The sequence below is a fragment of the Arsenicicoccus dermatophilus genome, assembly GCF_022568795.1.
Taxonomy (GTDB): domain Bacteria; phylum Actinomycetota; class Actinomycetes; order Actinomycetales; family Dermatophilaceae; genus Arsenicicoccus; species Arsenicicoccus dermatophilus.
Map to the genome: position 1 here is coordinate 1 of NZ_JAKZHU010000002.1, position 26,008 is coordinate 26,008.

At 73.6% G+C, this 26,008-nt stretch carries 24 protein-coding genes and 5 pseudogenes; 14 read left to right on the plus strand and 15 right to left on the minus strand.

Features of this window, described 5'->3' with window-relative positions:
- Nucleotides 1–353: pseudogene (locus MM438_RS13365) on the plus strand (hypothetical protein); the annotation flags it as partial.
- 195 nt (nt 354–548) lie between these two features.
- Here the strand turns inward: MM438_RS13365 and MM438_RS16980 are convergent.
- Nucleotides 549–770, minus strand: a pseudogene (locus MM438_RS16980) (DUF2382 domain-containing protein); the annotation flags it as partial.
- A 155-nt stretch (nt 771–925) separates the two neighbouring features.
- On the opposite strand from MM438_RS16980, the gene MM438_RS13375 reads away from it, so the two are divergent.
- Both MM438_RS13375 and MM438_RS16985 read left to right on the plus strand, forming a co-directional pair.
- A complete protein-coding gene (locus MM438_RS13375; protein ID WP_241453981.1) occupies nt 926–1,111 on the plus strand; it encodes a hypothetical protein in 186 nt (61 codons plus the stop codon).
- 54 nt (nt 1,112–1,165) lie between these two features.
- Nucleotides 1,166–1,570, plus strand: a pseudogene (locus tag MM438_RS16985) (ATP-binding cassette domain-containing protein); the annotation flags it as partial.
- Nucleotides 1,571–1,696: 126 nt separating this feature from the next.
- Here the strand turns inward: MM438_RS16985 and MM438_RS13380 are convergent.
- Nucleotides 1,697–2,104, minus strand: a pseudogene (locus MM438_RS13380) (6-phosphofructokinase); the annotation flags it as partial.
- Nucleotides 2,105–2,271: 167 nt separating this feature from the next.
- Between MM438_RS13380 and MM438_RS13385 the strand changes: the two are divergent.
- Nucleotides 2,272–2,769: a 6-phosphofructokinase gene (locus MM438_RS13385; RefSeq protein WP_420914041.1), complete on the plus strand. Its 498-nt coding sequence runs from the start codon at nt 2,272–2,274 to the stop codon at nt 2,767–2,769.
- Here MM438_RS13385 and MM438_RS16990 read toward each other — a convergent pair.
- The 5 genes and pseudogenes from MM438_RS16990 to MM438_RS13405 form a co-directional block, all read right to left on the minus strand.
- Nucleotides 2,697–2,963: pseudogene (locus MM438_RS16990) on the minus strand (hypothetical protein); the annotation flags it as partial. The gene MM438_RS13385 and the pseudogene MM438_RS16990 overlap by 73 nt on opposite strands.
- Nucleotides 2,964–4,338: 1,375 nt before the next feature.
- Nucleotides 4,339–4,401 carry a hypothetical protein gene (locus MM438_RS16995; protein ID WP_420914042.1) on the minus strand — a complete coding sequence of 21 codons (63 nt, stop codon included), beginning with the start codon at nt 4,399–4,401 and terminating at the stop codon, nt 4,339–4,341.
- 1,816 nt (nt 4,402–6,217) lie between these two features.
- Entirely contained in the window at nt 6,218–6,595 is a 378-nt protein-coding gene (locus MM438_RS13395) for an iron chelate uptake ABC transporter family permease subunit (protein ID WP_241453534.1), read from the minus strand.
- Between the two features lies 1 nt (nt 6,596).
- Nucleotides 6,597–7,601, minus strand: a complete 1,005-nt coding sequence (locus tag MM438_RS13400; RefSeq protein ID WP_241453536.1) for an iron-siderophore ABC transporter substrate-binding protein — start codon at nt 7,599–7,601, stop codon at nt 6,597–6,599.
- A gap of 137 nt (nt 7,602–7,738) precedes the next feature.
- Entirely contained in the window at nt 7,739–8,632 is an 894-nt protein-coding gene (locus MM438_RS13405) for a siderophore-interacting protein (RefSeq protein ID WP_241453537.1), read from the minus strand.
- A 138-nt stretch (nt 8,633–8,770) separates the two neighbouring features.
- Between MM438_RS13405 and argS the strand changes: the two genes are divergently transcribed.
- The 4 genes from argS to MM438_RS16435 all read left to right on the plus strand — a co-directional run bounded on the left by argS (nt 8,771) and on the right by MM438_RS16435 (nt 12,987).
- Complete coding sequence (gene argS, locus MM438_RS13410) at nt 8,771–10,504, plus strand: arginine--tRNA ligase (RefSeq protein WP_241453539.1); 1,734 nt, start codon at nt 8,771–8,773, stop codon at nt 10,502–10,504.
- A gap of 123 nt (nt 10,505–10,627) precedes the next feature.
- Entirely contained in the window at nt 10,628–12,010 is a 1,383-nt protein-coding gene (locus MM438_RS13415; RefSeq protein ID WP_241453541.1) for an NAD(P)/FAD-dependent oxidoreductase, read from the plus strand.
- Nucleotides 12,011–12,245: 235 nt separating this feature from the next.
- Nucleotides 12,246–12,515, plus strand: coding sequence for a hypothetical protein (locus tag MM438_RS13420; RefSeq protein WP_241453543.1), 270 nt, complete (start codon nt 12,246–12,248; stop codon nt 12,513–12,515).
- 349 nt (nt 12,516–12,864) lie between these two features.
- The gene (locus MM438_RS16435) at nt 12,865–12,987 is read left to right on the plus strand and encodes a hypothetical protein (protein ID WP_277628421.1); all 123 of its coding nucleotides are present in this window, start codon (nt 12,865–12,867) and stop codon (nt 12,985–12,987) included.
- Nucleotides 12,988–13,206: 219 nt separating this feature from the next.
- Here the strand turns inward: MM438_RS16435 and MM438_RS13425 are convergent, their stop codons facing one another.
- The gene (locus MM438_RS13425; protein ID WP_241453545.1) at nt 13,207–14,691 is read right to left on the minus strand and encodes a cation:proton antiporter; all 1,485 of its coding nucleotides are present in this window, start codon (nt 14,689–14,691) and stop codon (nt 13,207–13,209) included.
- A complete protein-coding gene (locus MM438_RS13430; RefSeq protein WP_241453546.1) occupies nt 14,688–15,533 on the minus strand; it encodes an SMP-30/gluconolactonase/LRE family protein in 846 nt (281 codons plus the stop codon). The genes MM438_RS13425 and MM438_RS13430 overlap by 4 nt, the downstream gene beginning before the upstream one ends.
- Here MM438_RS13430 and MM438_RS13435 point away from each other — a divergent pair.
- The gene (locus MM438_RS13435) at nt 15,514–15,750 is read left to right on the plus strand and encodes a nucleoside/nucleotide kinase family protein (RefSeq protein ID WP_241453547.1); all 237 of its coding nucleotides are present in this window, start codon (nt 15,514–15,516) and stop codon (nt 15,748–15,750) included. The genes MM438_RS13430 and MM438_RS13435 overlap by 20 nt on opposite strands.
- Before the next feature lie 27 nt (nt 15,751–15,777).
- Here MM438_RS13435 and MM438_RS13440 read toward each other — a convergent pair whose 3' ends face one another.
- The 5 genes from MM438_RS13440 to MM438_RS13460 form a co-directional block, all read right to left on the minus strand.
- Complete coding sequence (locus MM438_RS13440; protein ID WP_241453549.1) at nt 15,778–16,164, minus strand: hypothetical protein; 387 nt, start codon at nt 16,162–16,164, stop codon at nt 15,778–15,780.
- Nucleotides 16,165–16,362: 198 nt separating this feature from the next.
- Nucleotides 16,363–16,959, minus strand: coding sequence for a riboflavin synthase (locus MM438_RS13445; RefSeq protein WP_241453550.1), 597 nt, complete (start codon nt 16,957–16,959; stop codon nt 16,363–16,365).
- Between the two features lie 91 nt (nt 16,960–17,050).
- Nucleotides 17,051–17,857, minus strand: a complete 807-nt coding sequence (locus tag MM438_RS13450) for a hypothetical protein (RefSeq protein WP_241453552.1) — start codon at nt 17,855–17,857, stop codon at nt 17,051–17,053.
- A gap of 9 nt (nt 17,858–17,866) precedes the next feature.
- Nucleotides 17,867–18,685 carry a hydroxymethylpyrimidine/phosphomethylpyrimidine kinase gene (locus tag MM438_RS13455; protein ID WP_241453554.1) on the minus strand — a complete coding sequence of 273 codons (819 nt, stop codon included), beginning with the start codon at nt 18,683–18,685 and terminating at the stop codon, nt 17,867–17,869.
- Nucleotides 18,686–18,741: 56 nt separating this feature from the next.
- Nucleotides 18,742–19,140, minus strand: coding sequence for a TfoX/Sxy family DNA transformation protein (locus tag MM438_RS13460; RefSeq protein WP_241453555.1), 399 nt, complete (start codon nt 19,138–19,140; stop codon nt 18,742–18,744).
- 364 nt (nt 19,141–19,504) lie between these two features.
- On the opposite strand from MM438_RS13460, the gene MM438_RS13465 reads away from it, so the two are divergent.
- The 4 genes from MM438_RS13465 (at nt 19,505) to MM438_RS13480 (ending at nt 23,750) form a co-directional block, all read left to right on the plus strand.
- The gene (locus MM438_RS13465) at nt 19,505–20,380 is read left to right on the plus strand and encodes a hypothetical protein (protein ID WP_241453557.1); all 876 of its coding nucleotides are present in this window, start codon (nt 19,505–19,507) and stop codon (nt 20,378–20,380) included.
- A 528-nt stretch (nt 20,381–20,908) separates the two neighbouring features.
- The gene (locus MM438_RS13470; protein WP_241453983.1) at nt 20,909–21,970 is read left to right on the plus strand and encodes a hypothetical protein; all 1,062 of its coding nucleotides are present in this window, start codon (nt 20,909–20,911) and stop codon (nt 21,968–21,970) included.
- A gap of 211 nt (nt 21,971–22,181) precedes the next feature.
- On the plus strand, nt 22,182–22,850 hold the full coding sequence (locus MM438_RS13475; RefSeq protein WP_241453558.1) for a sortase domain-containing protein: 669 nt from the start codon (nt 22,182–22,184) through the stop codon (nt 22,848–22,850).
- Nucleotides 22,851–23,042: 192 nt separating this feature from the next.
- Nucleotides 23,043–23,750: a phosphatase PAP2 family protein gene (locus MM438_RS13480; protein WP_241453561.1), complete on the plus strand. Its 708-nt coding sequence runs from the start codon at nt 23,043–23,045 to the stop codon at nt 23,748–23,750.
- Between the two features lie 280 nt (nt 23,751–24,030).
- Here MM438_RS13480 and MM438_RS13485 read toward each other — a convergent pair whose 3' ends face one another.
- Complete coding sequence (locus tag MM438_RS13485; RefSeq protein WP_241453562.1) at nt 24,031–24,438, minus strand: hypothetical protein; 408 nt, start codon at nt 24,436–24,438, stop codon at nt 24,031–24,033.
- 31 nt (nt 24,439–24,469) lie between these two features.
- On the opposite strand from MM438_RS13485, the gene MM438_RS13490 reads away from it, so the two are divergent.
- Nucleotides 24,470–25,873, plus strand: a complete 1,404-nt coding sequence (locus MM438_RS13490; RefSeq protein WP_241453564.1) for a hypothetical protein — start codon at nt 24,470–24,472, stop codon at nt 25,871–25,873.
- The last annotated feature ends 135 nt before the right edge of the window (nt 25,874–26,008 follow it).

Sequence of the window (26,008 nt, forward strand, 5' to 3'; positions counted from 1 at the left end):
CAGGTCATCGACGCGGTCAAGGGCGTCACCCGCGGCGGCACCCGCTCTACCAGGCCGTTCGAGGCCTACACTACACCCAGAGCTGTAGAACGAGCCCGCACTACGTCAACCAGCTGGTGGTCCTCTCCGACGGCGAACCGGACAGCACCAGCCCGGACACGCTGGCCGACCTCCTGCGCACCTGGGAGAAGGCTCAGGACCCCGGCGACCCGTCCATCATCTGCCTCGGGTATGGCGCGGAGGCGGACATGGGCGCCCTGGCAGGCCATCGCCCTCCGCGACGGTGGGCGCGGCGGCGGGTCGGTCGCCGGCCGAGATGCCCCGCCGTGAAGTTCGCGCTCTTCTCGCTCTGACCGACCGCGAGGCAGGGGTCCGGCCACCGTGATCGGTGGCCGGATCCCTCGGCATAGACCTGGTCCTGCCGGAGCACGCGCGCACCTCGGTCGTGGCGATGCTGCGGCCGGTGGAAAGGCCGACCCCCTCGAGGCTTGCGGCCCTTGCCGAGACCTCGCGGTCCGAGCAGTGCTCAGACGCGATGCTCGATCAGATCAACCGATCTTGCCGTCGTTGTCGCGGTCCAGCTTGTCCTTGATCTTGTCGCCCAGGCCGACCTTGCCGTCGTGGTCGTAGTCCACGCCCTCGCGGCGGACGCCCTTGATGCCGTCGTGCTCGACGGTGATCTCCTCCTTGCGGAGGTCCTCGGAGACCTGCTGGTGCTCGGTGACCTTCTCCTTGCCGAGGGCAACCTGCTCCTTGGCGACGACGTTCTTGTCGACGACGAGCTCCTCCTCGTGGAGGCGGACCTCGGCGACCTCGTCGCCACCCCGATGCGGGCGTCGCCCACGTGACCGTCACGGCAGGGTGCGCTCGACACGCACCTCTCGCGGGTGACGGGGACGGTGACGGTCTCGCGCTCGGTGCGGACGTGCTTGCGCAGGCGGACGGTGCCGGCCTCGCGCTCACGGGCGCGCTCGCTCGTCCTGCCGCCGACCTCGGTGTCCAGCAGGCGCCACCCGTCGCAGGTCTGCCCGTCGGCGTGGTCACCGCGGCCCTCGGCGCCGAAGTCCTCGCCTCTACCCTGGGGCAGGCGTGGCGGCGAGGAACCCTGTGAACCCTCAGACCGGGAGGCCCATGAGCCCTGTCGATCCAGCTGACCGGCGTGACCGTGCGCCACGGCGACCTGGTCGCCGTCGACGACGTCACGGCCACCCTCCCGGCAGGCGGGTTCACCGCCGTCCTCGGGCCCAACGGTTCCGGCGGCAAGTCCACCCTGCTGCGCACCGTGGCGGGGATCCTCGCCCCGCAGGCCGGGACGGTGCGCATCGGCGAGCGGGCCCTGGCCGAGCACCCCCGTCGCGAGCTGGCCCGCACCGTCGGGCTCCTGCCCCAGCAGCCGCCCGCGCCCTGTGCTCGACCGTGGCCGACCTGGTGCGGCGCGGGCGACACCCGCACCTGCTCCTGGCTGCGCGCGGCCGGTCCGGCTGGGTCGTTCGGCCGTCGAGCGCGCGATGACCCAGGCCCACGTCCACGACCTGGCAGACCGCCCCTGACCGACCTGTCCGGCGGCCAGCGCCAGCGCGCCTGGCTGGACCAGCCCGACGAGCTGCGCGGAGACCCCGGCGGTCAGCTCCTCGGTCAGCAGGTCCACGGCGTGCGCGACGAGCCGGGTGGCCAGCACCCGGTCGAAGGGCGAGGGGTCCCCGCCCTGCTGCACGTGCCCGAGGACCGCCTGGCGGACGTCATACCGCTCCCCGCCCTCCTGGTCGAAGAGCCGGGCGAGGAAGTCCATCGTGTACTGCTCGCTCGCCCGCTCGTTGCGGACGGCGAGGAACAGCCGCCGCCCGTGGTCGAAGGACGCCCGGAGCCGTGCGACGTCCCGCTGGAGGTCGTCCAGGGCTACCCCTCGGTGGAGGTAGACCCGCTCGGCACCCCCCGCGACATCGCCTGCCGCAGTAGCGCCCCATGGTCTCGACCACGAAGCACCCCGCACGGAGGACCCGTGATCGTGCCGCTTCCCCGAGGGCGACGCGGCCCAACCCACGCTCCTCGAAGTCCTCGCCCACCCCGGTCGCGAACGTGCGGGCGGTCTACGGGCACCCGTCATACCTCCCGGAGGCAGTCATGGAGCAGGTCCCGCACATCGTCACCGAGCCGATCGACGCGCCCCCGCAGCCCGGCGCCGAGACGGTGTCCGCGAGGAGGTGCTCGGCACCCCGGTCGACGGCACCGGCAAGCGGATCGGTACCGACCAGCGGCGGCGACGCCCAGGGCATGAACGCCGCGGTCCGAGCAGCCGTGCGCACCGCCCTGCACCTGGGCGCCGAGGTCTTCGCGATCTACGAGGGCTACCAGGGCATGGTCGACGGCGGCGACGGCATCCGGCAGGTCGGCTGGGACGACGTGGGCAACGTCCTGCACCGCGGCGGCACGATGATCGGCACCTTCCGCAGCAAGGACTTCCGCGAGCGGGAGGGCCGTATGGCGGCGGCCCGGCACCTGCTCGAGCGCGGCATCGACCGGCTGGTGGTGATCGGCGGGGACGGCAGCCTCAGCGGGCTGGACCTCTTCCGGGCCCGCTGGCCGAGCTGGTCGCCCGACCGCGGATCGACATACGCCACATGGCTCGGGAGACCGCCGACGCCCAGGCCCTGCACGAGGGTGCGTAGCGTCAGTGCGCACAGGGTGAGCCGCGACTGCTTCGTCTCCTCCTGGTCGGCCTTGACGACCTGGACTGCTCGTAGCACCGACATGACCAGCTCGAACAGGTAGGTGCACAGCCGGTGCGGCTCGTAGACCGCGCACCTCGTCGACGCCATCGACGCGATCGCGGACATCGGCGGGCTCGGTGAGCCGGATCGGCGCGTCCTGCTCGGCGGGTCGGTCATCAGCGTGCGGAAGATCGACCGGATGGCTGGCGGCGGTGCTCGCGATCGGTAGGGGCCGGTGTTGCGGTGCAGGAGCATCCGGTCCAGGTCGAAGACGTAGTCCGAGTCGTGCGCCACGGACCAGGTCGGTTGTCGATCGAGCCGACCTGGCCCGCGATCATCAGGGCCGGGTGGGCGTCGGCGGTCTCCCGGTCGATGTAGGCCCGCGCGTGCTGCACCGCCTCGTCCAGCAGGTACATCAGCCGCAGCGGGGCGCCCAGCCGGGTCTTGAGGCTGCCGTCCCCAGCCGATCTTGACGTGCTCGACCTCGACCTGCTCCGAGCAGGTGCCGGGCCGCCGCCGTAGACCATCTGCCGGTGCAGCGACTGAAGTCCTTGCTACGTAGAGGATGCGGTCGGCGTGCAGGTCCTCGCGGTGCAGGACGTTGCCGACGTCGTCCCAGCCGACCTGCCGGATGCAGCGTCGCCGCTTGTCCTCGCGACCATGCCCTGGTAGCCCTCGTAGACCGTCGTCCTCGGCGCCGATCCCCTTGGCGCAGGGCGCAGATCCCGGCAGGGCGTCGTTGTAGGCCGTTCATGCCCCGGCCAGGTCGGCGTCGGTCAGGATGCCGATGGAGTAGACGCGGTTGAAGTAGCTCTTGGACAGGTGCCGAGCTTGCCCCACAGTCGCAGCGTCTCCGGGTCGCCGGCCTGCAGCCTGACCACGCGGGCCCGGTGACGATGTGCGGAAGACCTGTTGTCGTCGAACTTCACGCGCGCGGCCTGGTAGAACGCGGGTGCCCGTCCATCCAACCGCCCGCACGTGAACGCGACGTGACCGGCAGGTGCTCGGAGCATCCCGAGGAGCGTGGGTTGGGCCGCGTCGCCGACGGGGAAGCGGCACGATCACGGGTGGCCGAGGTGCTCCAGGGTCGCGGGCAGGCGATGTCGTAGGTGCGGCGCGAGGGCCTCGGGGGTGATCTCCTTGGCGACGTTGGGCGCGGAGTAGTCGATCGGGATGCCCCGCCCGCAGGAGCACGACGAGGTCGGCGTAGGCCGCGGCCTGGGACCTGCAGCACGGCGACCAGGAGTCGGCGAAGGGACTCCTGCAGCTCGGCGCACAGGTCCAGCAGCGCGTACTGGTGGGCCAGGTCGAGGAAGGTGGTCGACGATCGTCGGGCGCACCATCGCGGGGTCTCCTGCCGAGCACCAGGCCAGCCATGGCGGCGCTGACCTGGACGTCGGCGAACTGGCTGGGTCGCAGCACCGGATCTGCCAGGTCGTGGACGTGGGCCTCGCCGATCGCGCGCTCGACGGCCGCCTCGACAGCCGGGCGACCCGCCGCGCGCAGCCACAGGTTAGTGCTCACCATGCCCTGGGCACGAACAGGTCGGCCACGGTGAGGCCGGGCGGCACGGGCGGCGGCCGGGCAGGAGCCCGACGGTGCGGGCCAGCTCGCGACGGGGGTGCGCGGCCTACCGCCTGCACGACGTCGAGGTGAGCACCGTCCCGGCCTGCGGGGCGAGGATCCCCGCCACGGTGCGCAGCAGGGTGGACTTGCCGCACCCGTTGCTCGCCGAGCAGGTGACGACCTGAGGGACCTGCCCGGCGGCTGCGAAGGTGGCCGTGACGTCGTCGACGGCGACCCGCCGCCGTGCGCACGGTCACGCCGGTCAGCTGGAGCGACGCGAGGTCGACGTCGAGATGGTGCTTGCCGGGCCAGGGGCCGGGTCCCTCGCCGCCACGCCTGCCCCAGGGCGAGGGCGAGGACTCCGGTGCCCTGCCTCAGGCGCACCACCCGGACGGGCAGACGTCGGGATCGCCTGGCGCCTGCTGGACGGCGAGGTCGGCGGCGGGCGACGAGCGCGCGCGTGAGCGCGGCCGATCGCCAACGGCTCCTGGCCAAGCGCCCGGCGGGCGATCTGGGAGCGGCGAGCGCGACGAGGTGCCCATCGGCGGACCGTCCACGGCTGCGTGCCCCGGCGGGGGCGCCACCGACAGCAGGTCGCCCGCGACGGTCGTCAGGTCGGGGCGTCCGCCGAGGCAGTGCGCGGCGTCGTCACCGAGGGCGGCAGCCCGCGCCCCCGCCGCAGCGCCACGGTGGCGAGTGCCGCCAGGGCTGCGACGACACCGACCGCCTGATCCCACGAGCTCCGGGCGGACAGGCTGCCGGTCAGCGCGGCCGTGAGCGTGGCTGGCGGGGGAGAGCTCGGTCGACCAGCAGGAGGTGCTGGGTGAGCGGCGGGTGGGCCGCAGCGGGTGGCCTTCGTGGCCGATGCCCGCGATGATCACCGCCGACGGCAGGCGAGAGCCATCGCCCACCCGCATCCGTGAGCACATCCCGCGAGCGCCGCGCCCATCATGTCCAGCCCATCCCGCTCAGAAGGAACCATGCAGCACCTCTCTCCACCCCCCTGCCGCGCCGGCGCCGGCCGTGGCCCTCAGGACGTCCGGCCTGACCAGGTCGTTGCCCGGGCCCGCTGGAGCACCTCCTCCGCCAGGCCGGGCAGCTCGCACCGCCACCGGCTCCTCCAGCGCCTTCCCCGTGCAGGTCAAGCACGCGCAGGCACGCATCACCAGGCTGCCGTCCCCGGTCAGCAGGTCCTGCCAGGCGGCGGGCTGCTGCGACGGGAGCCATGCCGCGCTCGGCACCGTCGAGCGTGGGCACCGAGACCCGTCAGGAGGCCGACAAGGAGCAGGCACCTGCCGAGGGTGCGGGAGGCGGTGACCAAGGCAGGGCAGCCCCTGCCCACGACCTTCAGCGGGGCGAGCAGGTGGCGGTCGAGAAGACGGCGGAGCTCAAGCCGGACCTGATCCTCGCCCTGGTCCGGGGTGACCAAGGACCCGGCCGAGCGTCGAGCCCCGAGGAGCCTACGACCGGCCCGAGGGCGACTGGGACGGCGAGCTGCCGGGTGGTCGCCAAGGCCCTCGGCAAGCCCGCGGAGGGCGGGACGGCCAGGCCGACGAAGGCGATCGGACCGGTCGCCGCCCACGCAGTCCGCGGCGGTGAGCGCGGCGACGGCGGCACGCACGAGGACCCGCACCGAGCCGGGTGGGTGCCCCATGATCGCCAAGCTCGGTCTGACCCCCGACCCGGCGATCGCGTCGTTCGCGCCCGCGGCCGGCCGCCACGAGCCCTCATCGGCCTGGAGAACGCCGAGGGTGGCCAGGACCGGCCACGGAGACGCTACGAGGCCGCCGGAAGCAGAGCCGGCTCCCCAGTAGCGCAGCGCCTCGAAGGCTGCCGGGCTGCGCGGGGAGACGGCCTGGCTGCCTGCCATCAGCGATGATCAACCCGCGCCGGCGAGCAGCGACGGGCGCCCGACGGCTCACGACCGCCGGCACCGAGCAGCATCACCGCGGCGGTCGCCACGAGGCCGACGAAGGCCCCGCGGCGACGATCCCCAGACCGGAGGCCCCGGACAGGGTGATCACGCCGACGATGCCGGCCGAGGCCCCGGCCGACAGCCCCAGCATGCCGGGGTCGCCGAGCGGGTTGCGGGTCGCCGTCTGCAGGGCCGACCCGGCCGCTGCGAGCGCCGCGCCGCACAGCAGCCCGACCCCGGTGCGAGGCACCCGGGTCGCCCAGACCGCCTGGACGTGCTCGTCGCCGAGTCCCCGGGCCGCGTCCGCCAGCTCGGGCAGGGACACCGGTCGGCTCCCCAGGGCCAGGCTGGCGCCGACGGCGAGGAGCAGCGCGCCGACGAGGGCGCCGGCCTGCAGCGGCCTCATGTCAGGCGCCGAGCCGGGCGACCTGCGCGTCGATCAGCGGGGTGAGCCGCGGCAGGGCCCACGGGACGGTCAGCGGGTTGATCATCGACATGGCGGTCACCAGCTGTCGGTCCCCGGAGGTGACGACGGTGTCGCGACGCACGGCCGGTATGCCGGCATACAGGGGCTGGGCCAGGACCTGCTTCTTGGAGGCCTCGTCGAGGTACCACGTGAAGATCAGGTCGGAGCCCTTGAGCCGGTCGGCGTTCTCCAGGCCGATGAGGGCGTGGTCGCTGCCGTCCGCGGGCGCGAACGACGCGATCGCCGGGTCGGGGGTCAGACCGAGCTTGGCGATCATGGCGACCCGCTGCTCGGTGGGGAGGTAGACCCCGAGCGTGCCGGGGCCGGTCGTGTAGACGTAGGAGAAGGTCTTGCCGCGGAACTGCGGGTGGGCGGCGACCGCCTCGGCGAACCGCGCCTCGATGGCGCGGATCTGCTGCTCGCCCTCCGCGGGCTTGCCGAGGGCCTTGGCGACCACCCGGATCTCGCCGTCCCAGGTCGTGGCCCAGGGAGCCTTGTCGTAGGCCACGGTCGGAGCGATCTCGGACAGCTCGGCGTACTGCTCCTTGGTCACCCCGGACCAGGGAGCCAGGATCAGGTCCGGCTTGAGCTCGGCGATCTTCTCGACCGCCACCTGCTCGCCCCCGGGGAAGGTCGTGGGCAGGGGCTGCCCTGCCTTGGTCACCGCCTCCCGCACCCACGGCAGGTGCCCGTCCTTGTCGGCGCCCCAGGCGAAGGTCTCGGTGCCCACGGGGACGGTGCCGAGCGCGATGGCGGTCTCTGCGGCGCCCTGGCCGAGGGTGACGACGCGCCGGGGCGCGGCCGGGATGGTGGTGGTGCCCAGGGCGTGCTTGACCTGCACGGGGAAGGCGCCGGAGGAGCCGGTGGCGGTGCGAGCGGCACCGGCCGCGCCGGAGGAGGTGCTCGTCGGGCCCGGGCCCGACGAGCAGGCGGAGGCGAGGGCCACGACGGCCGCGCCGAGCAGCGCCCGGCGCGGCAGGGGGTGGAGAGAGGGTTCATGGTTCCTTCTGAGCGGGATGGGGTGGACATGATGGGTCGAGAAGACGCAGGGATGTGCTCACGGATGCGGGTGGGCGGGACCGCTCACGGATGGACGCGACCGCGACGCCAGTAGCCCATGAAGGCCACCCGCTGCCGGGGCCACCCGCGCTCGCCCAGCAGGTGGGTCCGTAGCTCCCGGACGACCGAGCTCTCCCCCGCCAGCCACGCGTAGTGGCTGCCGGGGCCCGGCTCCGGCTCCTCCCACAGCAGCTCGTCGGGCCCGGGCGGGACCGGCGGGTCGAGCCTGCTGCGGCGGCGGGGACCCGGCTGCGGCGGGGGCGCGGGCTGCCCGGTGTCCCGGACGGCCGTCAGCAGGGCGGTGCCGTGGGGACGACCGTCGCGGGCGACCTCGTGCACGGTCACCCCCGCCGGGGCACGCAGCCCCGGACGGTCCGCCGAGGTGGGCACCTCGACATACACCTGGCCCGTCGTGCTCTCCGGGAGCTCCGCCACGATATTGGCGATCGCGGGCAGCGCCGTCTCGTCGCCCGCGAGGAGGATCTCGGTGGCCGTGCCGGGGCGCCAGGCGATCCCGACGTCGTGGGCGTCCGGGTGGTGCGCCTGAGGCAGGGCGACGGCCAGACGGTCCCCCGGCGCGGCGGTGGCGGCCCAGGACCCGGCCGGGCCGGCCCCGTCGTGCAGCACCATCTCGACGTCGACCTCGCGTCGCTGCGGACGCACCTGACGGACGGTGTAGGTCCGCACGGGCGGCGGGTCGGTCATGGCCCGCCACCCCGCCCACCAGTCGCAGCCGCGGGGCAGGTCCCTCAGGTCGTCACCTGCTCGGCGGGGCAGGACCAGCTTGATCCGGCGGTCCAGGGTGCGCGGCGCGACCCGGTCGAGCAGGGCTCCGGTGACGGTCACGCGTCGCAGGTGCGGCGAGACCTCTCGGACAGCGCTCACCTCGACGTCGTGCAGGCGGTAGGGGGCGATCACGGGGGCGAAGTTAGCACACCCTGAAGTTAGGGGGGCCTAAGCGAGCGGTCGGCGCCTGCAGCACCGCTGGCCGCGACGAGGATCCGCGGACGTGGAACGTGTTCGTGCCCAGGGCATGGTGAGCACTAACCTGTGGTTATGGTTGCCCCGATCGAAGCCCTCACCCCGGCTGTCCAGTCCGCCCTCGTCGCCGCCTTCGGCGAGGACGTCCGTGGGGCCGATCCGGTGCTGCGACCCAGCCAGTTCGCCGACGTCCAGGTCAACGCCGCCATGGCCCTGGCCAAGCGGCTCGGCCAGAAGCCCCGCGATGTCGCCCAGGCGATCGTCGACCACCTCGCCACCGACGGACCGGTCGCCTCGGCCGAGGTCGCCGGACCCGGCTTCGTCAACATCACCTTCGCCGACTCCTGGATCGCCGAGCAGGCCCAGGCCGCGCAGGCCGACCCGCGGCTCGGGGTGGCCACCCAGGAGCGGGAGATCATCCCGATCGACTACTCCGCGCCCAACGTCGCCAAGGAGATGCACGTCGGGCACCTGCGCACGACGATCATCGGCGACTCCCTCGCCCGCACCCTGGAGCACCTCGGCCACCAGGTGATCCGGCAGAACCACGTCGGCGACTGGGGCACGCCCTTCGGGATGCTCGTCGAGCACCTGCTCGAGGTCGGCGAGGACTCCCCCGAGGCCCACGTGGTCGAGACCGACCCCAACGCGTTCTACCAGGCCGCGCGCGTGAAGTTCGACGACAACGAGGACTTCGCGGTCCGCGCCCGGGCCCGCGTGGTCAGGCTGCAGGCCGGCGACCCGGAGACGCTGCGACTGTGGGGCAAGCTCTACGACCTGTCCAAGAGCTACTTCAACCGCGTCTACTCCACCCTCGGCGTGACGCTGACCGACGCCGACCTGGCCGGGGAGTCGGCCTACAACGACGCCCTGCCAGGAATCTGCGCAGACCTGCAGGCCAAGGGGATCGCGACCGAGGACGACGGTGCGCTGGTGGTCTTCCTGCCCGGCTTCACCGGTCGCGAGGACAAGCCGGTGCCGCTGTTCATCCGCAAGTCCGACGGTGGCTACGGCTACGGCACCACCGACGTCGCGACCGTCAAGCACCGGGTCGAGGACCTGCACGCCGACCGCATCCTCTACGTCATCGGGGTCACCCAGTCGCTGCACCTGCAGATGGTCTACGAGACCGCGCGGCGGGCGGGCTACCTGCCGGAGCAGGTCGAGGTCGAGCACGTCAAGATCGGCTCGGTGCTCGGCGAGGACCGCAAGATCCTCAAGACCCGGTCGGGCGCCCCGCTGCGGCTGATGTACCTGCTGGACGAGGCGGTGCAGCACGCGCGGGCCTACATCGACCAGGCCCGGCCCGAGCTGCCCGAGGACGAGCGGGCCCGGATCGCCCGCCAGGTCGGGATCGGTGGTGTGAAGTATGCCGACCTGTCCGTGGCGCACGACTCGGACTACGTCTTCGACCTGGACCGGATGCTCGCCCTCACCGGCAACACCGGCCCCTACCTGCAGTACGCCACCGCCCGGATCCGGTCGATCTTCCGCACGCTGATGACCGACCCCGCCGAGCAGGACGCGCCGATCCGGCTCACCGAGCCCGCCGAGCGCGAGCTCGCGCTCAAGCTGCTCGACTTCGGCGGGGTCGTGGCCCAGGTGGGCGCGGTCTACGAGCCGCACCGGCTGTGCACCTACCTGTTCGAGCTGGCCCAGACCTTCTCGTCGTTCTACGAGCAGTGCCCGGTGCTCAAGGCCGACCAGGAGGAGACGAAGCAGTCGCGGCTCACCCTGTGCGCACTGACGCTACGCACCCTCGTGCAGGGCCTGGACCTGCTCGGGGTGGAGACGCCCGAGCGCATGTGAGGCGTATGTCGATCCGCGGCGGGCGACCCCTCTCGCGGGGTCGCCCGCCGCGCTGCTGCCGGCCTCGGACAGGGCTTGTGACAACTCGCACAAGCCCGCCGAGGTAAGCGTAGCCTCAGTGGCATGGCTCACACTCGTCCGCACGTGGTGATCATCGGGTCCGGCTTCGGAGGGCTCTTCGCGGCCCAGGCTCTCGAGGATGTCGACGTCGACGTCACCCTCATCGGCAAGACCGTCTACCACCTCTTCCAGCCGCTGCTCTACCAGGTCGCGACCGGCATCCTCAGCCCCGGCGAGATCGCCCCCAGCACCCGCGAGGTGCTGCGCGGCCAGGACAACGTGACCGTCCTGATGAGCGAGGTCACCGCGATCGACGTGGCCGCCCGCACCGTCACCGCGGAGGCGTTGGGACACACCACGACCCACCGCTACGACTACCTCCTCGTCGCCGCAGGCGCCGGCCAGTCGTACTTCGGCAACGACCACTTCGCGACCTACGCCCCGGGGATGAAGACCATCGACGACGCCCTGGAGCTGCGCGCCCGGATCTTCGGCTCCTTCGAGGTCGCCGAGCTCACCGACGACCCGGCCGAGCGCGAGCGCCTGCAGACCTTCGTGGTCATCGGGGCCGGTCCCACCGGCGTCGAGATGGCCGGTCAGATCAGGGATCTCGCCGTCCACACGCTCAAGGACGACTTCCGGCGGATCGACCCGGCGCAGGCCCGGGTCATCCTGCTCGACGGGGCGTCGGCGGTGCTCGGGTCCTTCGGCGAGCGCCTGTCCGGCAAGGCCCGGCGCGAGCTGGAGCGGATCGGCGTGGACGTCGTCCTCGACGCGCTCGTCACCGACGTCGACGAGGACTCGGTGACGGTCAGGCACCGGGACGGGTCGACGCAGCGGATCGAGGCCGGGTGCAAGGTATGGGCGGCCGGCGTGCAGGCCAGCCCGCTCGGGCGCCAGCTGGGCGAGCAGACCGGGGCGGAGGTCGACCGCGCGGGGCGGGTGCACGTCGCCCCGGACCTGACGCTGCCCGACCACCCCGAGATCTTCGTGGTGGGCGACATGATGGCGCTGGACGAGCTCCCGGGGGTGGCCCAGGTGGCGATCCAGGGCGGACGGCACGCGGCGCAGGTCATCGCCTCAGAGGTCCGCGGGGAGCGGGACCGGTCGCCGTTCCGCTACCAGGACCGCGGGTCCATGGCCGTGATCAGCAAGTTCGGGGCCATCGCGAGCATCGGGCCGCTCAAGCTGACCGGGCTGCCCGCGTGGCTGGCGTGGCTCGTCGTCCACCTGATCAACATCGTCGGCTTCAAGCACCGGGTGACGACGCTGCTGCACTGGGCGATCGCCTTCCTGTCCACCGGGCGGGCCGAGCGCACCACCACCCGGCAGCAGCTCGTGGGGCGGCTCGCGGTCACCCAGCTCGGGAGCGACTTCCGGCCGACGATCGGCGGGGTGGCGCGAGAGCAGGAGCCACGGAAGGACTCCGGGACGCCCCGCTGCTGACCGGTCGCGCGCCGGGCCGGCACCCGTGCTCGGACCGGTGCGCGCCGGTGCGCGCCGCACGGTGAGTGCCGCGCCTCTCCCCGTGGTGCGGGGCGAGGCGCGGCGAGCGCCCTGAGATCACGAGCTACCACGTCTTCACCTGCAGTGATCACTGAACGTAGTCTCTCGGCAGATGGCGTTGCCGGGAGGATGCACGACCGCAGGGACGGCGTCGTCGACGCCCACGCGGCGCAGCGTGCTCAGCGCCGGCCTCGGCCTGCCACTGCCGACGGACATCGGCCGCGAGCATCCGTCCGGCGACCTGGCGGGTCCGGGTCGGCTGGCCTGGAACCCTCCGGCGACCGTGTGGCGGACCACGAGGCATGGGTACGACCTGGGCCCGTGGTCGCCGTTCTTCACGACATACACCCGTCCCTGTCCGCTCGACCTCGATCTCGCGCCCGTCGGCTCGGTCGACGGACTCGTGCTCCAGGGCGGGACCGTGCGCTGCCGGATCACCGGCTGACGACCACCACCTGGTATCTCCTGCCGCAGCTCTGGTCCTACCGCCTCGACCGCGACCCCCGGCGGCTCGACCGGATCCTGCGGACCCTGGACCACGCCGCCGCACTGACCCAGGCCGACCACGCGACGGGCGCCACCTGGTGGGTGCACCGCGGCGACCACGAGGGCGGTGAGCTCGGGCTCGACCTCCGCGGCCGGGTCTCCGGGATGACCCGGATGACCCTGTCGGTGCTGGCCACCCTGTGGGAGACCACGGGCGGGCAGCAGTGGCGGGCCTTGCTGGACAGCACCTTTCGCAGCTATCGCCACCACCGGCAGATCACCCCGGCGGCCTTCGCGAGCACTGGTTCGTGGCGCACGAGCGCGCGGCGGACGGGAGGGCCGAGACCTTCTTCGAGGAGTACCCCTCGCCCGCGGCCGACAAGGTCGCCCACGTCGTCAACGGCTTCGTCTGCTCGATCTGGGGCCTGTAACGACTACCACCGCGTCACCGGCTACCCGCAGGCACGCGTCCTGCTCGACCGGTCGCCGGCCACGCTGGTCACCTCCCTTCCGCGCTATCGCGCTGCCAGGCGGGCGTCCGGGCGCGCCATGACCGACTGGGGCCACGAGGCCTGGGGCCGAGCCCGCCCCGGCACCGGTGCCACGGCCGACGCCCGCCCCCACGGGGCCAGGCTGGCCCCGTGGCACGATCAAAGAGGCGTCAAAACGTACTCAACGGGGCCAGCCTGGCCCGAGAACGCACGGGAGTGGGGGCGAGCAGGTGACCGGGCGGCGAGCGCCCGACGAGCGGGTGACCGGGGCGCGGGCGGGCGAGGCGCGGGCGGGGTCAGCGCTCGGCGCGCTGCTGCCTGCGCCCGACGCTGCCCGCCCCGCTCCTTGCGGCGACCGGAACGCGCCTCCCACCGGGCCCGCATCCGCTCGCGCCGCTCCTCCAGGTGATGCATGACCGGGGTCGCCGCCATACCGTGCACCACGACCGACAGCAGGATCGCGAAGGTCGCGGTCGCCCACAGCGTCCGCTCGTCGTCCCAGGTGTGCTCGCTGGTCGCGAACCCGAGGTAGTAGATCGTGCCGATCCCGCGGACGCCGAAGACTGCGGTCGTCCAGCGTTCGCGTGAGTCCAGGGTGCTGGTGCGCCACAGGGAGAGCCAGCCGGCGAGCGGGCGGACCACGAAGACCAGCGCGGCGGCGACGATCACGCCCGGCCAGGTGAGGCCGGCGAGCTGCCCGGAGCTGAGGGAGACCCCGAGCAGCATCAGGATGAGCAGGGTGAGGATGGCCTCCAGGTGCTCGATGGCCAGGTGCAGGCGTCCGTGGTACTCGTGGCCGCGCTCCGCCGCCCGCAGCGCCAGCGCGCACACGAAGACCGCGAGGAAGCCGTAGCCGTGGGCGAGCTCGGTCAGCCCGTACGTCGTGCAGATCAGCGCGATGCCGAGGAGCGGCTCGCCCACGTCCGCGAGGCGCAGGCTGTCCCAGTGGGCGCGGAACACCAGCTTGCCGAAGGCCCACCCGCACGCCCAGCCGACGAGCGCGCCGACGACGATCTTGCCGACGAGCTCCCAGGCCAGCCAGTGCCAGACCCACTCGCCGACCGGCCCCTTGGTGGCCAGGAAGATCGCGAACCACACGAAGGGGAACGCCAGCGCGTCGTTGAGCCCGGCCTCCGACGTCAGCGCGAACCGCACCTCGTCGTCCTCGTCGTCGGGTTCGCCCTCCTGACCGCTGACGGACGGACCGGCGACCTGCACGTCCGAGGCCAGGACCGGGTCGGTGGGCGCCAGGCAGGCCCCGAGGAGCATGGCGGCCGCGGGCGCGAGCCCCATCACCCACCACCCCAGCAGCGCCACCCCGGCGATGCACAGGGGCATGGCGATCAGCAGCAGCCGCCAGGTCTTGCCCCAGGTCCGCCAGGACCGCCACATCAGGGGGCGGTCGATCGCCAGCCCGACGCCCATCAGGGCGATGAGGACGGCGATCTCGGTGACGTGCGCGGCGAGCGACTCGTGGAAGGCTGGCGCGGCACGCAGCTCGTTGGGCACGAACCACCCCACGACCAGGCCGACGCCCACGACGACGATCGGCGCGGAGATGGCGCGCTCGTGGAGCAGGCGCGGCAGGAAGGCTCCGAGGAGCAGGCCGACGCCGGCGACGAGGTAGACGACCGCGGGGCTCATGGTCGCCAGACCTGGGGCGGGCGGCCGGTGGCGCCGGGGCGGACGGCGAACAGGCTTCCCGCCTGGGGGTCATCGCCTGCGGGGAGGTTCTCCCGGGAGGTGGTGACGTAGAGCGTGCGCAGGTCCGGTCCGCCGAAGGTGCAGGCGGTGACCTGGCGGGCGCCGACCTCGACGACCTGCTCGAGCGTGCCGGTCGGGGAGTAGCAGTGCACGACCCCGTCGCCGTTCAGCGCGGTCCACACGTTGCCGTCGGCGTCGACGGTGAGCCCGTCGGGGCTGCCGTCGCCGCAGTCTACGAAGGTGCGCCGGTCCGTCATCCCGCCGTGGTCGTCCCGGTCGAAGCAGCTGATCGTGCCGGTGGCGGTGTCGGTGTGGTAGCCGGTGCGGCCGTCCGGGGACCAGTCGAGGCCGTTGGAGATGGTGACGTGCGGCAGGACGACCTCGGCGACCAGGTCGGCCGTGACCCGGTAGAGCGTCGCGGCGCCCTCGGCCTGGTCGTAGGCCATCGACCCGCACCAGAACCGTCCGTCGGGGTCGCAGCCGCCCTCGTTGAACCGGAGGCCCGGGTCGGTGATCACGTCGGGGTGGGACTGCAGCTCGCCGAGGTCGTCACGCTCGGTGGTGACCAGTCCGCGCTCCACCGCGATGATCGCGCCGCCGCCCGCGCGGGGGCGCAGGCAGGCGGCGATCGTGCCGACGTGGGTGCGGGTGATCTCGCCGTCGGTGTCCATGGTGAGCACGTCGCCGGCGAGCATGTCGACCCACCGGATCGCCTCGGTCGGCCACCAGACCGGGCCCTCGCCGTGGTAGCAGAGGCTGTCGGTGAGTCGTTCGGCACGCATGGTGCTGATCGTATGGCGCTGCGCGGGCCTGCGGGAGCTCCTGCGCCGACCGCCCGGATCGCCGCCGCGGATGGCGCGGCCGGTGGCCCGCCAGGTCGCGCACGGCCGCTCGCCGGCGGCGGTGCTGGAGCGGGCCACCCGCGGGATCGACGCGGCCGACGCCCGGCTGGTGCTGGGCACGGCGGCTCGTGGGGATGTGGTGGTCGCCCTCTCCTGAGGGCGTGGGGGCCTCGCGCGCTGCTCGTCAGCAGTCGCCGAGGCGCAGGCTCTCCAGCACGGGGGTGGGGACCACGCCGCAGCCGACCTGGGCGGTGCCGAGGTCGGAGACCGTCCACCGGCCACGGGCGCGGTGCAGGACGGCGGTCGCGTCGTCGGTCTGGCCGTGGGTGGCGTGGACGGTGGCGCGGGCCCAGCCGGCCGCGGTGACCTCGACGTGCTCCAGGCGCCAGTCGGTGGCCTTCCAGCCGCGCAGGGCCGGGTTGGCGGCGACGGCGGCGTAGATCTGCGAGCGGTCCGACGTGCCGGCCGTGGTGGACGTGGACGGGGTGGCGATCGCGTGGCCGACGAGCCCGATGCCCCCCGCGGCCACGACGGCGGCGACGGGGAGGGCGACGGTGAAGCGACGAGTCATGGTGGGTCCTCGGGTCTCGGGGGAGGTGGGTGGTGATACCTCACCCTGCAGACGGCGGGGATCGCGGGGAGGTTGGGCAGCGGTGCGCCGCATCCCCCTTTCGGCGTATGGCCGTCACAGAAAAGGTCAGAGCGTCACTGCGGCCGTGTGGTGCGTGCCGTCGCGCCGGCCGGCTGCCCGCAGGCGCGCCGGACCGGGTCAGGCGTCGCCGTGGGTCAGCAGGCGCTCGACGTACTTGGCGATGACGTCGACCTCGAGGTTGACCGGGTCGCCGACCTGCTTGTGCCCCAGCGTCGTCAGCTCCAGCGTCGTCGGGATCAGCGACACCGAGAAGGTCTCGTCGGTCACCGCGCTCACCGTCAGGGAGACCCCGTCCACGGTGATGGAGCCCTTCTCCACGACATACCGACGCAGCGCCGCGGGCAGGGAGCAGGTCACGACCTCCCAGCGGTCGCCCGGCTCGCGCCGCAGGATCTCGGCGGTGCCGTCGACGTGTCCCTGGACCACGTGGCCGCCGAAGCGCCCGCCCGCCGCCATCGCCCGCTCCAGGTTGACCGGGGAGCCCACCTCCAGGGCGCCCAGGCTCGATCGCCGCAGGGTCTCGGCCATCACGTCCACCCGGAAGGTCTGCGCGTCGTGCTCCACGACGGTGAGGCAGACGCCGTTGACGGCGATGGAGGCGCCGTGCCGGGCGTCGCTGACCACGAGCGGCCCCCGGACCGTGATGACGGCGCTCTGCGCACCTCGCTCCATCGCCTCGATGGTGCCGAGCTCCTCGACGATGCCGGTGAACATGCTGCCTCCGCTGGGGATGGATGGTGGCGCCCAACCTATCGCGCGGCCGGGGTCGCGCAGGCCCGGAGCCTGCACGAGCAGGGTCGACCGGTCAGGAGCCGGTCGCGGCGGCCGTCAGGGTCAGCCGCACGCCCTGAGCCGCGACCAGGGCGGCGTCGAGCCGGGCGGTCAGCAGGGCGACGTCGTCGGTGGACAGGGCACGCCACTCCACGGAGGTGCGCGGGGCCGAGGACAGCAGCCGTGCACGCAGGGCGGTGGCCGTCCGCAGCCCCGCGTCGAGGCGATCCAGGTCGACCGGTCCGGAGCCGGCCGCCGTCGCCGCCTCCAGCGCGGAGTCCAGGGCGGTGATGGCCTGCCGGACCTGACCGGGGACGGTGCAGCCCTCCGTCGGGTCGTAGAACCCGAGGTTGCGGGACCGGGCCTGGTCGGCCGCAGCCCGCAGCGGCTCCGCCTCGGTGGGGGGCACCCCCTGGGTGGGCGTGGCCACGCCGGCCGCGACCAGCTCCACCTCGACGGGGCTGCCGCCGGACGTCTGGACCGTGGCGGGGGTCAGTCCCGGCCGGGCGCGCCGTCCGGGCAGCTCGTGGACGGTGACCGGGGACCCGACCGGCAGCAGCTCGGTCAGGGTCTGACGGGAGCGGTCGGCCAGGCACCCCGTCCCGGCACCGGTGCTGTCGGCGGGGGTGTCGACGTGGGCGAGCTCGAGCCGCTCGCGCTGCCGCACCCCGCCGACCTCGATCTCGTCGGCGGACACCACCTGGAGCACCCGCAGGTGCTCGGAGGAGGCCGCCTCGGGCGGGGTCCCGGCCCGCACCAGCAGGGCCACGGTGCCGACCACCACCAGGACGGCCGCCACCAGGTCCACCACCCGTGGTCGACGACGACCCGTGTCAGCCATGCGCGGACGTCAGCGCTGGCGGACGGCCTCGAACGGCGCCCGGGAGGGCATCCGGTCGACGATCGCCTGGCGCACGAAGGACTTGGCGGAGCGCGCCGCCTCCAAGGCGGTCGCGCCCTTGGCCAGCTCGGCGGTCACGGCGGCGGCGAGGGTGCAGCCGGCTCCGCTGACGGCGAGGTCGCCGACCTTGGGCTCGCGCAGCACCTCCAGGGTGGAGCCGTCGTAGAACACGTCCACGGCGTCCGGTCCGGCGAGGCAGACCCCACCCTTGGCGAGCACGGCCGCGCCGGAGCGCTCGTGGATGATGCGGGCGGCGCGGGCCAGGTCGTCCTCGGACTCGATGGCGTCGAGCCCGGACAGGGACAGGGCCTCGAAGTGGTTGGGCGTCACGAAGGTCACCAGGGGGAGCACCTGCTCCTTGAGCGCGGTGTCCGTGTCGAGGGCGGCGCCCGGCTCCTGCCCCTTGCAGATCAGCACGGGGTCCAGGACCAGCCGCTCGGGTCGCAGCTCGCGCAGCACCTGGGCGACGGTCTCGATGGTGACCGGGGTGCCGAGCATGCCGACCTTGACGGCGTCCACGTCGTATGTCGCGAGCTGCGCCTCCAGCTGGTCGGCGATGACCTGGGCCTCGACGGGGACGAAGCGGTGCCCCCAGCCGGCCTTGGGGTCGAACGACACGATGCAGGTCAGCGCGGCCATCCCGAAGGTGCCGAGGGCCTGGAAGGTCTTGAGGTCCGTCTGCGCCCCGGCGCCTCCGGTGGCCTCGGAGCCGGCGATGGTCAGGGCGACCGGGACACGACGGGCGGCAGTGACGTCAGGGGAGGTCATGGGCCCCATCCTCGCACCTCGCGGATGGCCGGCGCCCGGATGGTCGCGGCGGCCGCTCAGCCCGCCTGCTGGTCCGGCACGACGGCCAGGCCGCCGCGCTCCACGTGCCCGGGTCGGGTCGATCCCTCGGCGTCCGGCTCCTGGCCCGGGCGGGCGGGGGCGGTGCCGGTGGCCGGCTCGGGGGCGTTGTCCGGGTCCACGGCGAGCGCCACGAGGGCGGCCCGCAGCTCCCGGTCGAGGTCGTGCCAGCGCATCCCCTGCACGGCTCCCTCGAGAGCCTGGAGGGACATGGCGCAGTCGAACAGACCGCGGGCGCGCATCTGCCGCCATACGGGGATGGAGCCGCGACTGCGGAGCGTCTCGGCGTCGGGCACCCCCACCTGACGCAGGGCGTCGGCGAGCTTGGGCCCGATGTTGGGCAGCGCGTCGACGCGTTGGGTGGTCTTGGGGATCACGGGGGTACCTTCCAGGGAAAAGGGTTCTCAACAGGGCAAATGCGACTGACCTGCTGTGATGGTGCCGCAGGCGCCAGGGACCGTATCACCGGCCATACCCGCGCGTAGGGCCGATTCGAAGGAACTGACTCCTCCTGGTGCTGGTCACACCGGGCCATACCGAGATGGACCGTGACACGTCCGAACTAGCCCTTTTGGATGGCTACGGTGCGGTTCGCGGTCCACATGGGTCATTTCGACTTCCGTACGGCGGCTTGTCGTCCGATTCCTGAAGATTTGCCCAGAAAGAGATCACACTGATGGCGCAATAACATCGCATCGAGTCGTCGGGCGATTGCAGCCGACGTCCACCGGAAGGAACGCCATGTCCACTCACCGCACCTCTCGCCGAGTCCTGGCCGCGAGCGCGCTGGCCCTGAGCGCCACCCTCGCCGGCGGCACCACGGCGTATGCCGAGGAGACCTGCCCGCCCCCGGCCCCGACCGAGGCGCCCGCGCCCACCACCAGCGAGGCACCCACGCCCACCAGCACGGTCGCGCCGGCGCCGACGAGCACCGCCGCCCCGTCACCCACGAGCATGCAGGCCCCCGAGCCCAGCACCACGGCGACCACGACCCCGACCACCGAGCCCACGGTCGCCCCCAGCGGCACCCCGGAGCCCACCGCCGCCCCCACCGACTGCGGCGGGTGCCGGACCGTCACGCCGCCGACCCCTGCCCAGATCCCGGTCTGCGGCCCGAACAACGACGTCGTCTCCATGCCTGCCGCCGCCGGCGTGATCTGGGACGGCGGGAGCTGGGCCGACAACGCGATCACCGTCAAGGCGATCTCCGCGGACTGGTACACCTTCCCGACCGGTGACGTCGTCAGCTGGCCCTTCGTGGACCAGGCCGTGCCGTGCGACACCCCGACCGCGGGCCCCACGGTCGTCCCCAGCGGCACCCCCGAGCCGGGCACGCCCACGGACGAGCCCACCGTGGTCCCCAGCGGCACCCCCGAGCCGGACATGCCCACGGTCGCCCCCAGCGGCATCCCGACCACCGCCGCGCCGGCAGGCCCGCTGGGGACGCCCACCGGCCCTGCCGCCACCGGCGCCGGCGTGCCTGGGGCAACGGCGGCCGCCGCCCCGATCTTCGACTCCGGCGTGGACGGCGTCCTCCCGCTCGGGCTGGTCGTGGGTGGCGGCCTCGGCGCGAGCCTGCTGGCCATGGCGCTGCTGCGCCGTCGCGCCCTGTCCTGATCGACCCCGCCCGCTCCCGCACCTCCCGAAGGGGCCCCGCCACCCGGCGGGGCCCCTTCGGCCTGCCCGGGGCCACCCCCACTCAATGACGCTTCGTAAATGAAGAGTAACAGCCAGTTTGTCGATTGCCGTCATGGCGGAAGAGGACTGGTCATTTTGGGGGGAAATGTCCCACCGGGAAAATAGTCCTCCCCTATTTCTTGTGACCGTGCAGGAACGCTGCGTGAATATTTTGCCCGTGTGGCTCGGCGCGCTGCCTCTCGAACCCGGACGGATCGGCGTCATGGCTGGTCAAAGCCGTTGCAGGGGAGGAATGGGACATGGACGGAGAGTGATGATGCATTATCTTCGCGTATTTGTTCATCCCTGATCCAGATCATTTGCGAGGCATTCACCAGGGGCGCTCGTGGAATGACGCGTTGAATCTTGTCCAACGGGAAGTCGCACCGACAGCATTCCGGGTCCACGAAACCGGGTCGGGGCGACGCACGACGAGGGGCGCCAGCCCCCATCGAAAGGACAAGCACCATGACCCGCACCACGACCACCGGCCGTCTCGTCATCTCCGGCGCCTTCGCCCTCACCGCCGCCCTCGGCACCGCGGGCACCGCGTTCGCCGGCGGCCAGCACGCCGCCCCGGCCGCCACCGCCACCGTTCAGGCCGGGACCCACGGTGAGCAGACCGACGGCAGCGACCACGGCGCCACGGGCAAGCCCGCCAAGGCCGACCCCAACCCCGACAAGGGCAAGGACTGCCAGCTGCACGGCAAGAACGGCGGCATCAACGAGGACCACTGCGGCCCGACCACTCCGGCCACGCCCGAGCCGACCACCGAGACCCCGGCCCCCACCACGACCCAGGAGCCCGGCCAGGAGACCAAGCCGGTCAAGCCCACAAAGCCGGCCGAGCCGACCACCGAGCCCACCAAGCCCGCGGAGCCGACCACCGAGCCCACGAAGCCGGCCGAGGAGTCGCACGACTGCGGTCGCTGCCAGACCGTGACCCCGCCCGCCCCCGTGCTCGTGCCCGTCTGCGGCGCGGACAACGACAAGGTCGTCCTGCCCGAGGCCGAGGGTGTCATCTGGCAGCGTGGCGAGTGGCGCGACGGCACGCTCGTCGTCAGGGCGATCTCCGCGGACTGGTACACCTTCCCGAACGGCGACGAGGTGACCTTCACGCTGACCGACGAGGGCGTGGCCTGCGACACCCCGACCACCCCGGGCGAGGACTGCGACCACACCTGCCCCACCCCCGGCACCACCACGCCGGAGACGACGAAGCCCGAGGTGCACGAGCCGGTTGTCACCAAGCCCGTCGTGACCACCCCGTCCGTCGTCACGCCGGCCCGTCCCGTCGTGGTGGTGGAGCACCGCCCGGCCGTCAGGACCGGCAGGACGGCCCCCGCCCAGGTGGTGCCCGCCGCCCCGGCCCCCGCCACCGTGGTCGAGTCCGGCACCCCCGCGGCTCCGGTCTTCAACTCCGGCGTCGAGGGTGACGACCATGGTCGCCCGGGCGCCCTCGGTGCGGGCCTCGCGGTCCTCGCCGCCGCCCTGATGGCGCCGGCCGCCCGTCGCCGTGTGCACGGCTGACGACAGCAGCACCACGTGACAGGCTGGGCCCTGTCCGTCCCCGGCGGGGCATCGAGACCCTCGCCCCCGGTGCGGGGTGGGGGCCTCGGCCTTGCCCGGGCATGCCGCTCGTCGCGCCTCGCGGCGCGTCCGACGGCACCCGCGAACCGCGCCGGCGGCGACCACGAGACGCCTTCCGGCATACCACCTCCGAGGAGCCAGGAGCACCACGATGAACAGAGCGACCATCGCCGGCGGCGTCGCCGCGCTGGCCCTTCTCGGGGGGTGCGGGACCGACGCCCAGGTCACCCACCACCGCACCGACGTCGCCACGGAGCAGGCCGCGGGCCGCACGTCCTCGGCCGCCTCCTCCAGCACGTCGGCGCCGACCACCACCGGCGCGACCCGCCCGGTCACCCCCACCCGGCCCGCCACCACCACGGCCGCTGCCACGCCGGCCGCCCCCCGGCCCGCCACCACCATCCGCGACGACGGCAGCCGCCTGCTCGTCGTCCCGGTCCTGGGGGTGCGGGCCCCGGTCACCCGCTGCGCCACCGAGGACGGCACCGTCACCCCGCCCGGCGACGTCGGCGCGGTGTGCCGGTGGACGGGCAGCCAGCCCTTCGACGCGCGCACCGGCACCACGATCGTGGTCGGCCACTCCACGCGCAGCGAGCGGTCCGTCGGGGCGCTGGAGTACGTCCGGGAGCTGAAGGTCGGGGACACCGCCACGGTCGGCGGGCAGACCTGGCGGGTGGCCGAGGTCCTCCCCGGCGTCGACAAGCACCGGCTCCCGGTGTGGATCGTGGACCACGCCGGGCCCCGCCAGCTCGGACTGGTCACCTGCGAGACGACGAGTCGCACGCGCAACGACATCGCGCGGCTGGTCCCCGTCTCCTGACCCCGTCCGGCCGCCGTCGTCCGGCGACGGGCGGCGAGCACGGCGAACGCGCGCACCCTGGGTCGCCTTTCCCCAGGGTGCGCGTCGCCGTCCCTCCGTCGGCCCTGCCAGATCCCTCTTCCCCAGCGGAGCGCCAGGACGTCGCCCTAGCGTGGGTCCTTCATCCTCGACCTGCCCGCCGAGAGGATCCCCATGGACATCGACCTGACCGCCCCGCGCCGTGAGCCCCGGCGCGACGCCCGGTCCGCCCTGCCGAGCGCGGCCCGGACCCTCCCCGTCACCGGCCTGCTGGCCACCTGCGCGGCGCTGGCCGGGTTGTACGTCGGGGCCGTGCGCACTCGGCGCGGCCAGTGGTGGGACCACGTCGGGTGGTGGCTGCTGCACCGCCGGTCCGGGATCGACGGCCACCACGTCGGCGCCGTCATGCGCACCCTGATCACCCCCGTCCACCTCGTGCTCGCGCTCGCCGTCATCGCGATGCTCGCCGTGGTGCAGCGCCGCCGGTGGGCAGCGGTCGTGGCGGTGGTGTGCGCGGCCGGCACGTTCGTCTCCGCCGAGGTGCTCAAGGCGGTGCTCGAGCGGCCCGACCTGGGGACTCCCTGGGCGGTCGGCAACTCCTTCCCCAGCGGCCACACCGGGGCCGTGGCCGCACTCCTGGTCGCCTCGGCGGTCGCGCTGACCGGACGGTGGCGGACGGTGGCGGTCGCCCTGACGGCCGCGTCGACGGCGCTCACCGGCGCGGGTGTCGTGGTGGCGGGGTGGCATCGGCCCAGCGACCCGCTGGCCTCGGTGCTGCTGGCCGTCGCCTGGACCCTGGCCGGCCTGATCGTCCTGGGGCGGGCACAGCACCCGGTCCGCCACCCGAGGCAGGGTTGGTGGCGGACCGGACGCTGCTCCTAGCACCCACGTCCGGTCAAGAGGGAGGGGGGACCGACCGGTCGGGGGACCCGAGAGCCACCGCCTGAGCAAGGCGGCAGACGCCGTCCGGATGGAGCGATTCCGGACAGTGCCCATAGTCCGTTCAGGTGACGGGAGCGTCAATACCGACTCGGTTGCGGGCCCCGCACGGTGGGTGATCCATCCTGGTCAGACCGTTTCGCCTTCGCGAAATTCGTTGCTGCACACCATAAGTCGGCGCATCGCCCGCGGCTGGACCAGCCGGAGCGCTCGGCCCGGCGGATCAGCCCGCGGCGCGGAGTCGATCGCCGAGCTGCGCGATGGCGGCGTCCGCGGCCGACGTGTCCCCCGCCCGGGCCTTGGTGCAGGCCTCCACGTGCACCGGGGACTGCCCCTCCACGAGCCACGCCACGAGCACCACCGGCATCACCGACGTGCGCTCCACCCACGAGCAGCCCCACACACGAGCACCGTCCGCGTCGTCGCGAGGCTCCGGGGCCTCGCCGCGGACGGCCTTGAGGCGGGCCAGGCTGTCGGCATACGGCCCAGGCATCTCCAGCAGCGACGAGGAGGTGACGGTCGACAGCCGCCTGGCGACGAAGGACCCGAGCCAGCCACCCTGCTGGGTGACCCCGCTCACGGTCTGCTGCAACAACGACTCGGCGAAGGCCTCGGGCAGGAACGGATTCACGCGTCCCAGCCTAGGACGGCAGACTGGGGCCATGGCCTCCAGCGCATACCCGCACATGATCTTCGCGACCGACAAGGCCGAGCTCGACCGCGACCGGCTCGTGGCGCTGCTCGGCGAGTGCTGCCCCGGTGGCGAGGCCGAGCAGTCCTCTCTCAAGGTGACGTGGACCCGCGAGGGCTATGCGTTCACCTTCTGGTTCGAGGACGCGGACCGGGTGGGCGAGATGTATGCCGACTACCTGCCCGACGGCGCCCGGCGACGGCCGCTGGTCAACGCCACCACCGTGATCGACATGAGTGGCGCCGCGGACCCCGACGGGACGCACGAGGGGGTGGCGCGCGTGATCGCCCGCCACCTGGCGCAGCAGGACGGCGTGAGCGTGTTCGGCGAGGAGCGCAAGCGCTTCGTGGGGATGGCGTATGGCGACGAGGGGCCCGAGGAGCTCGCCGCGCTGACCGAGCCCGCGGTGGTCGCGGCGCCCGCCGAGGACGCTGGTCCTGCGCAGGGCGCGGCTCCCGCCGACCTCGCGGCTCCGGCCGACGACGTGACGAGCACCGGGGACGTGGCGTGCGTCGAGCCGCCCACCGTCCCCACGGCCGACGAGGCCCTGCCCCGGCGCGAGGAGAGCACGCCGCACGCCGAGGAGTCCGCCGCACCGGAGACGGCGGCGCCCCGCACCGAGGGGGCCGCGCCGCAGACCGCGGCCGCCGGGCCGTCCTCGGTCGACGAGCCCGTCGCCGCCGCCCCCGAGCACACGCTCGGGGCCGAGCCCTCCCTGTCCGGGGACCCGGAGCCCGGGACCTTCGGCGCCGACCTGGTGGAGTCGTCGCTCACCGGCCGGGGGGACAGGCCGCAGGGTGACCGGCCCCACGGCGGACCGGCCGAGCAGAGCCCGGCCCTGCCCCGGGCGGACGCCGCCGACGTCACCCGCACGCCGGGCACCCCGCCCGAGGCGGAGCAGACCCCCACCCCGGCAGCGCCCGCCGACCGGGCTCCGGGAGCCGACGCCCCTGCTCCCCTCCAGGCCGACGCCCCGGAGACCGACACGCCCAAGACCGACACGCCCAAGACCGACACGCCCGCGCCGGTCCAGGCCGACGCCCCGACCGCCGAGGGCCACCGGGCTCCCGAGTCCCCTTCCGCGGAGCCCGACCTGGGGGCGCCGCACCCGCCGACCGACGCCCAGCCGACCACCGAGGTCCCGGGTGGCGCCCTGGACGAGCAGCGCGTGGACGCCCGTCCCCTGGACGTCGAGCCCGCCGTGACCCCGGCGGGCGAGGGGGCCTTCGGCGGGGACCTGCCCCGCGAGCAGGCGCCCCAGCCCACCGCCGAGCCGCGGCCGAGCACCGGGCCTCACCCGAGCGACAAGCCGCAGCCCGAGACCGCGCCCAAGCCGGAGAAGGGCTTCTTCAAGAAGCTCTTCGGTCGCCGCTGACCCCCAGCCCTCCGAGCGGCGCACCGCCCGCACCGCACCGCGCTCGCAGCTCACCCACCGCACACCTCGGGACCTCGCCCCGCACGGGCACGCGGGCGGGGCCCCCGACCGCGGGCGGCGAGGCGGGCGGGCCCG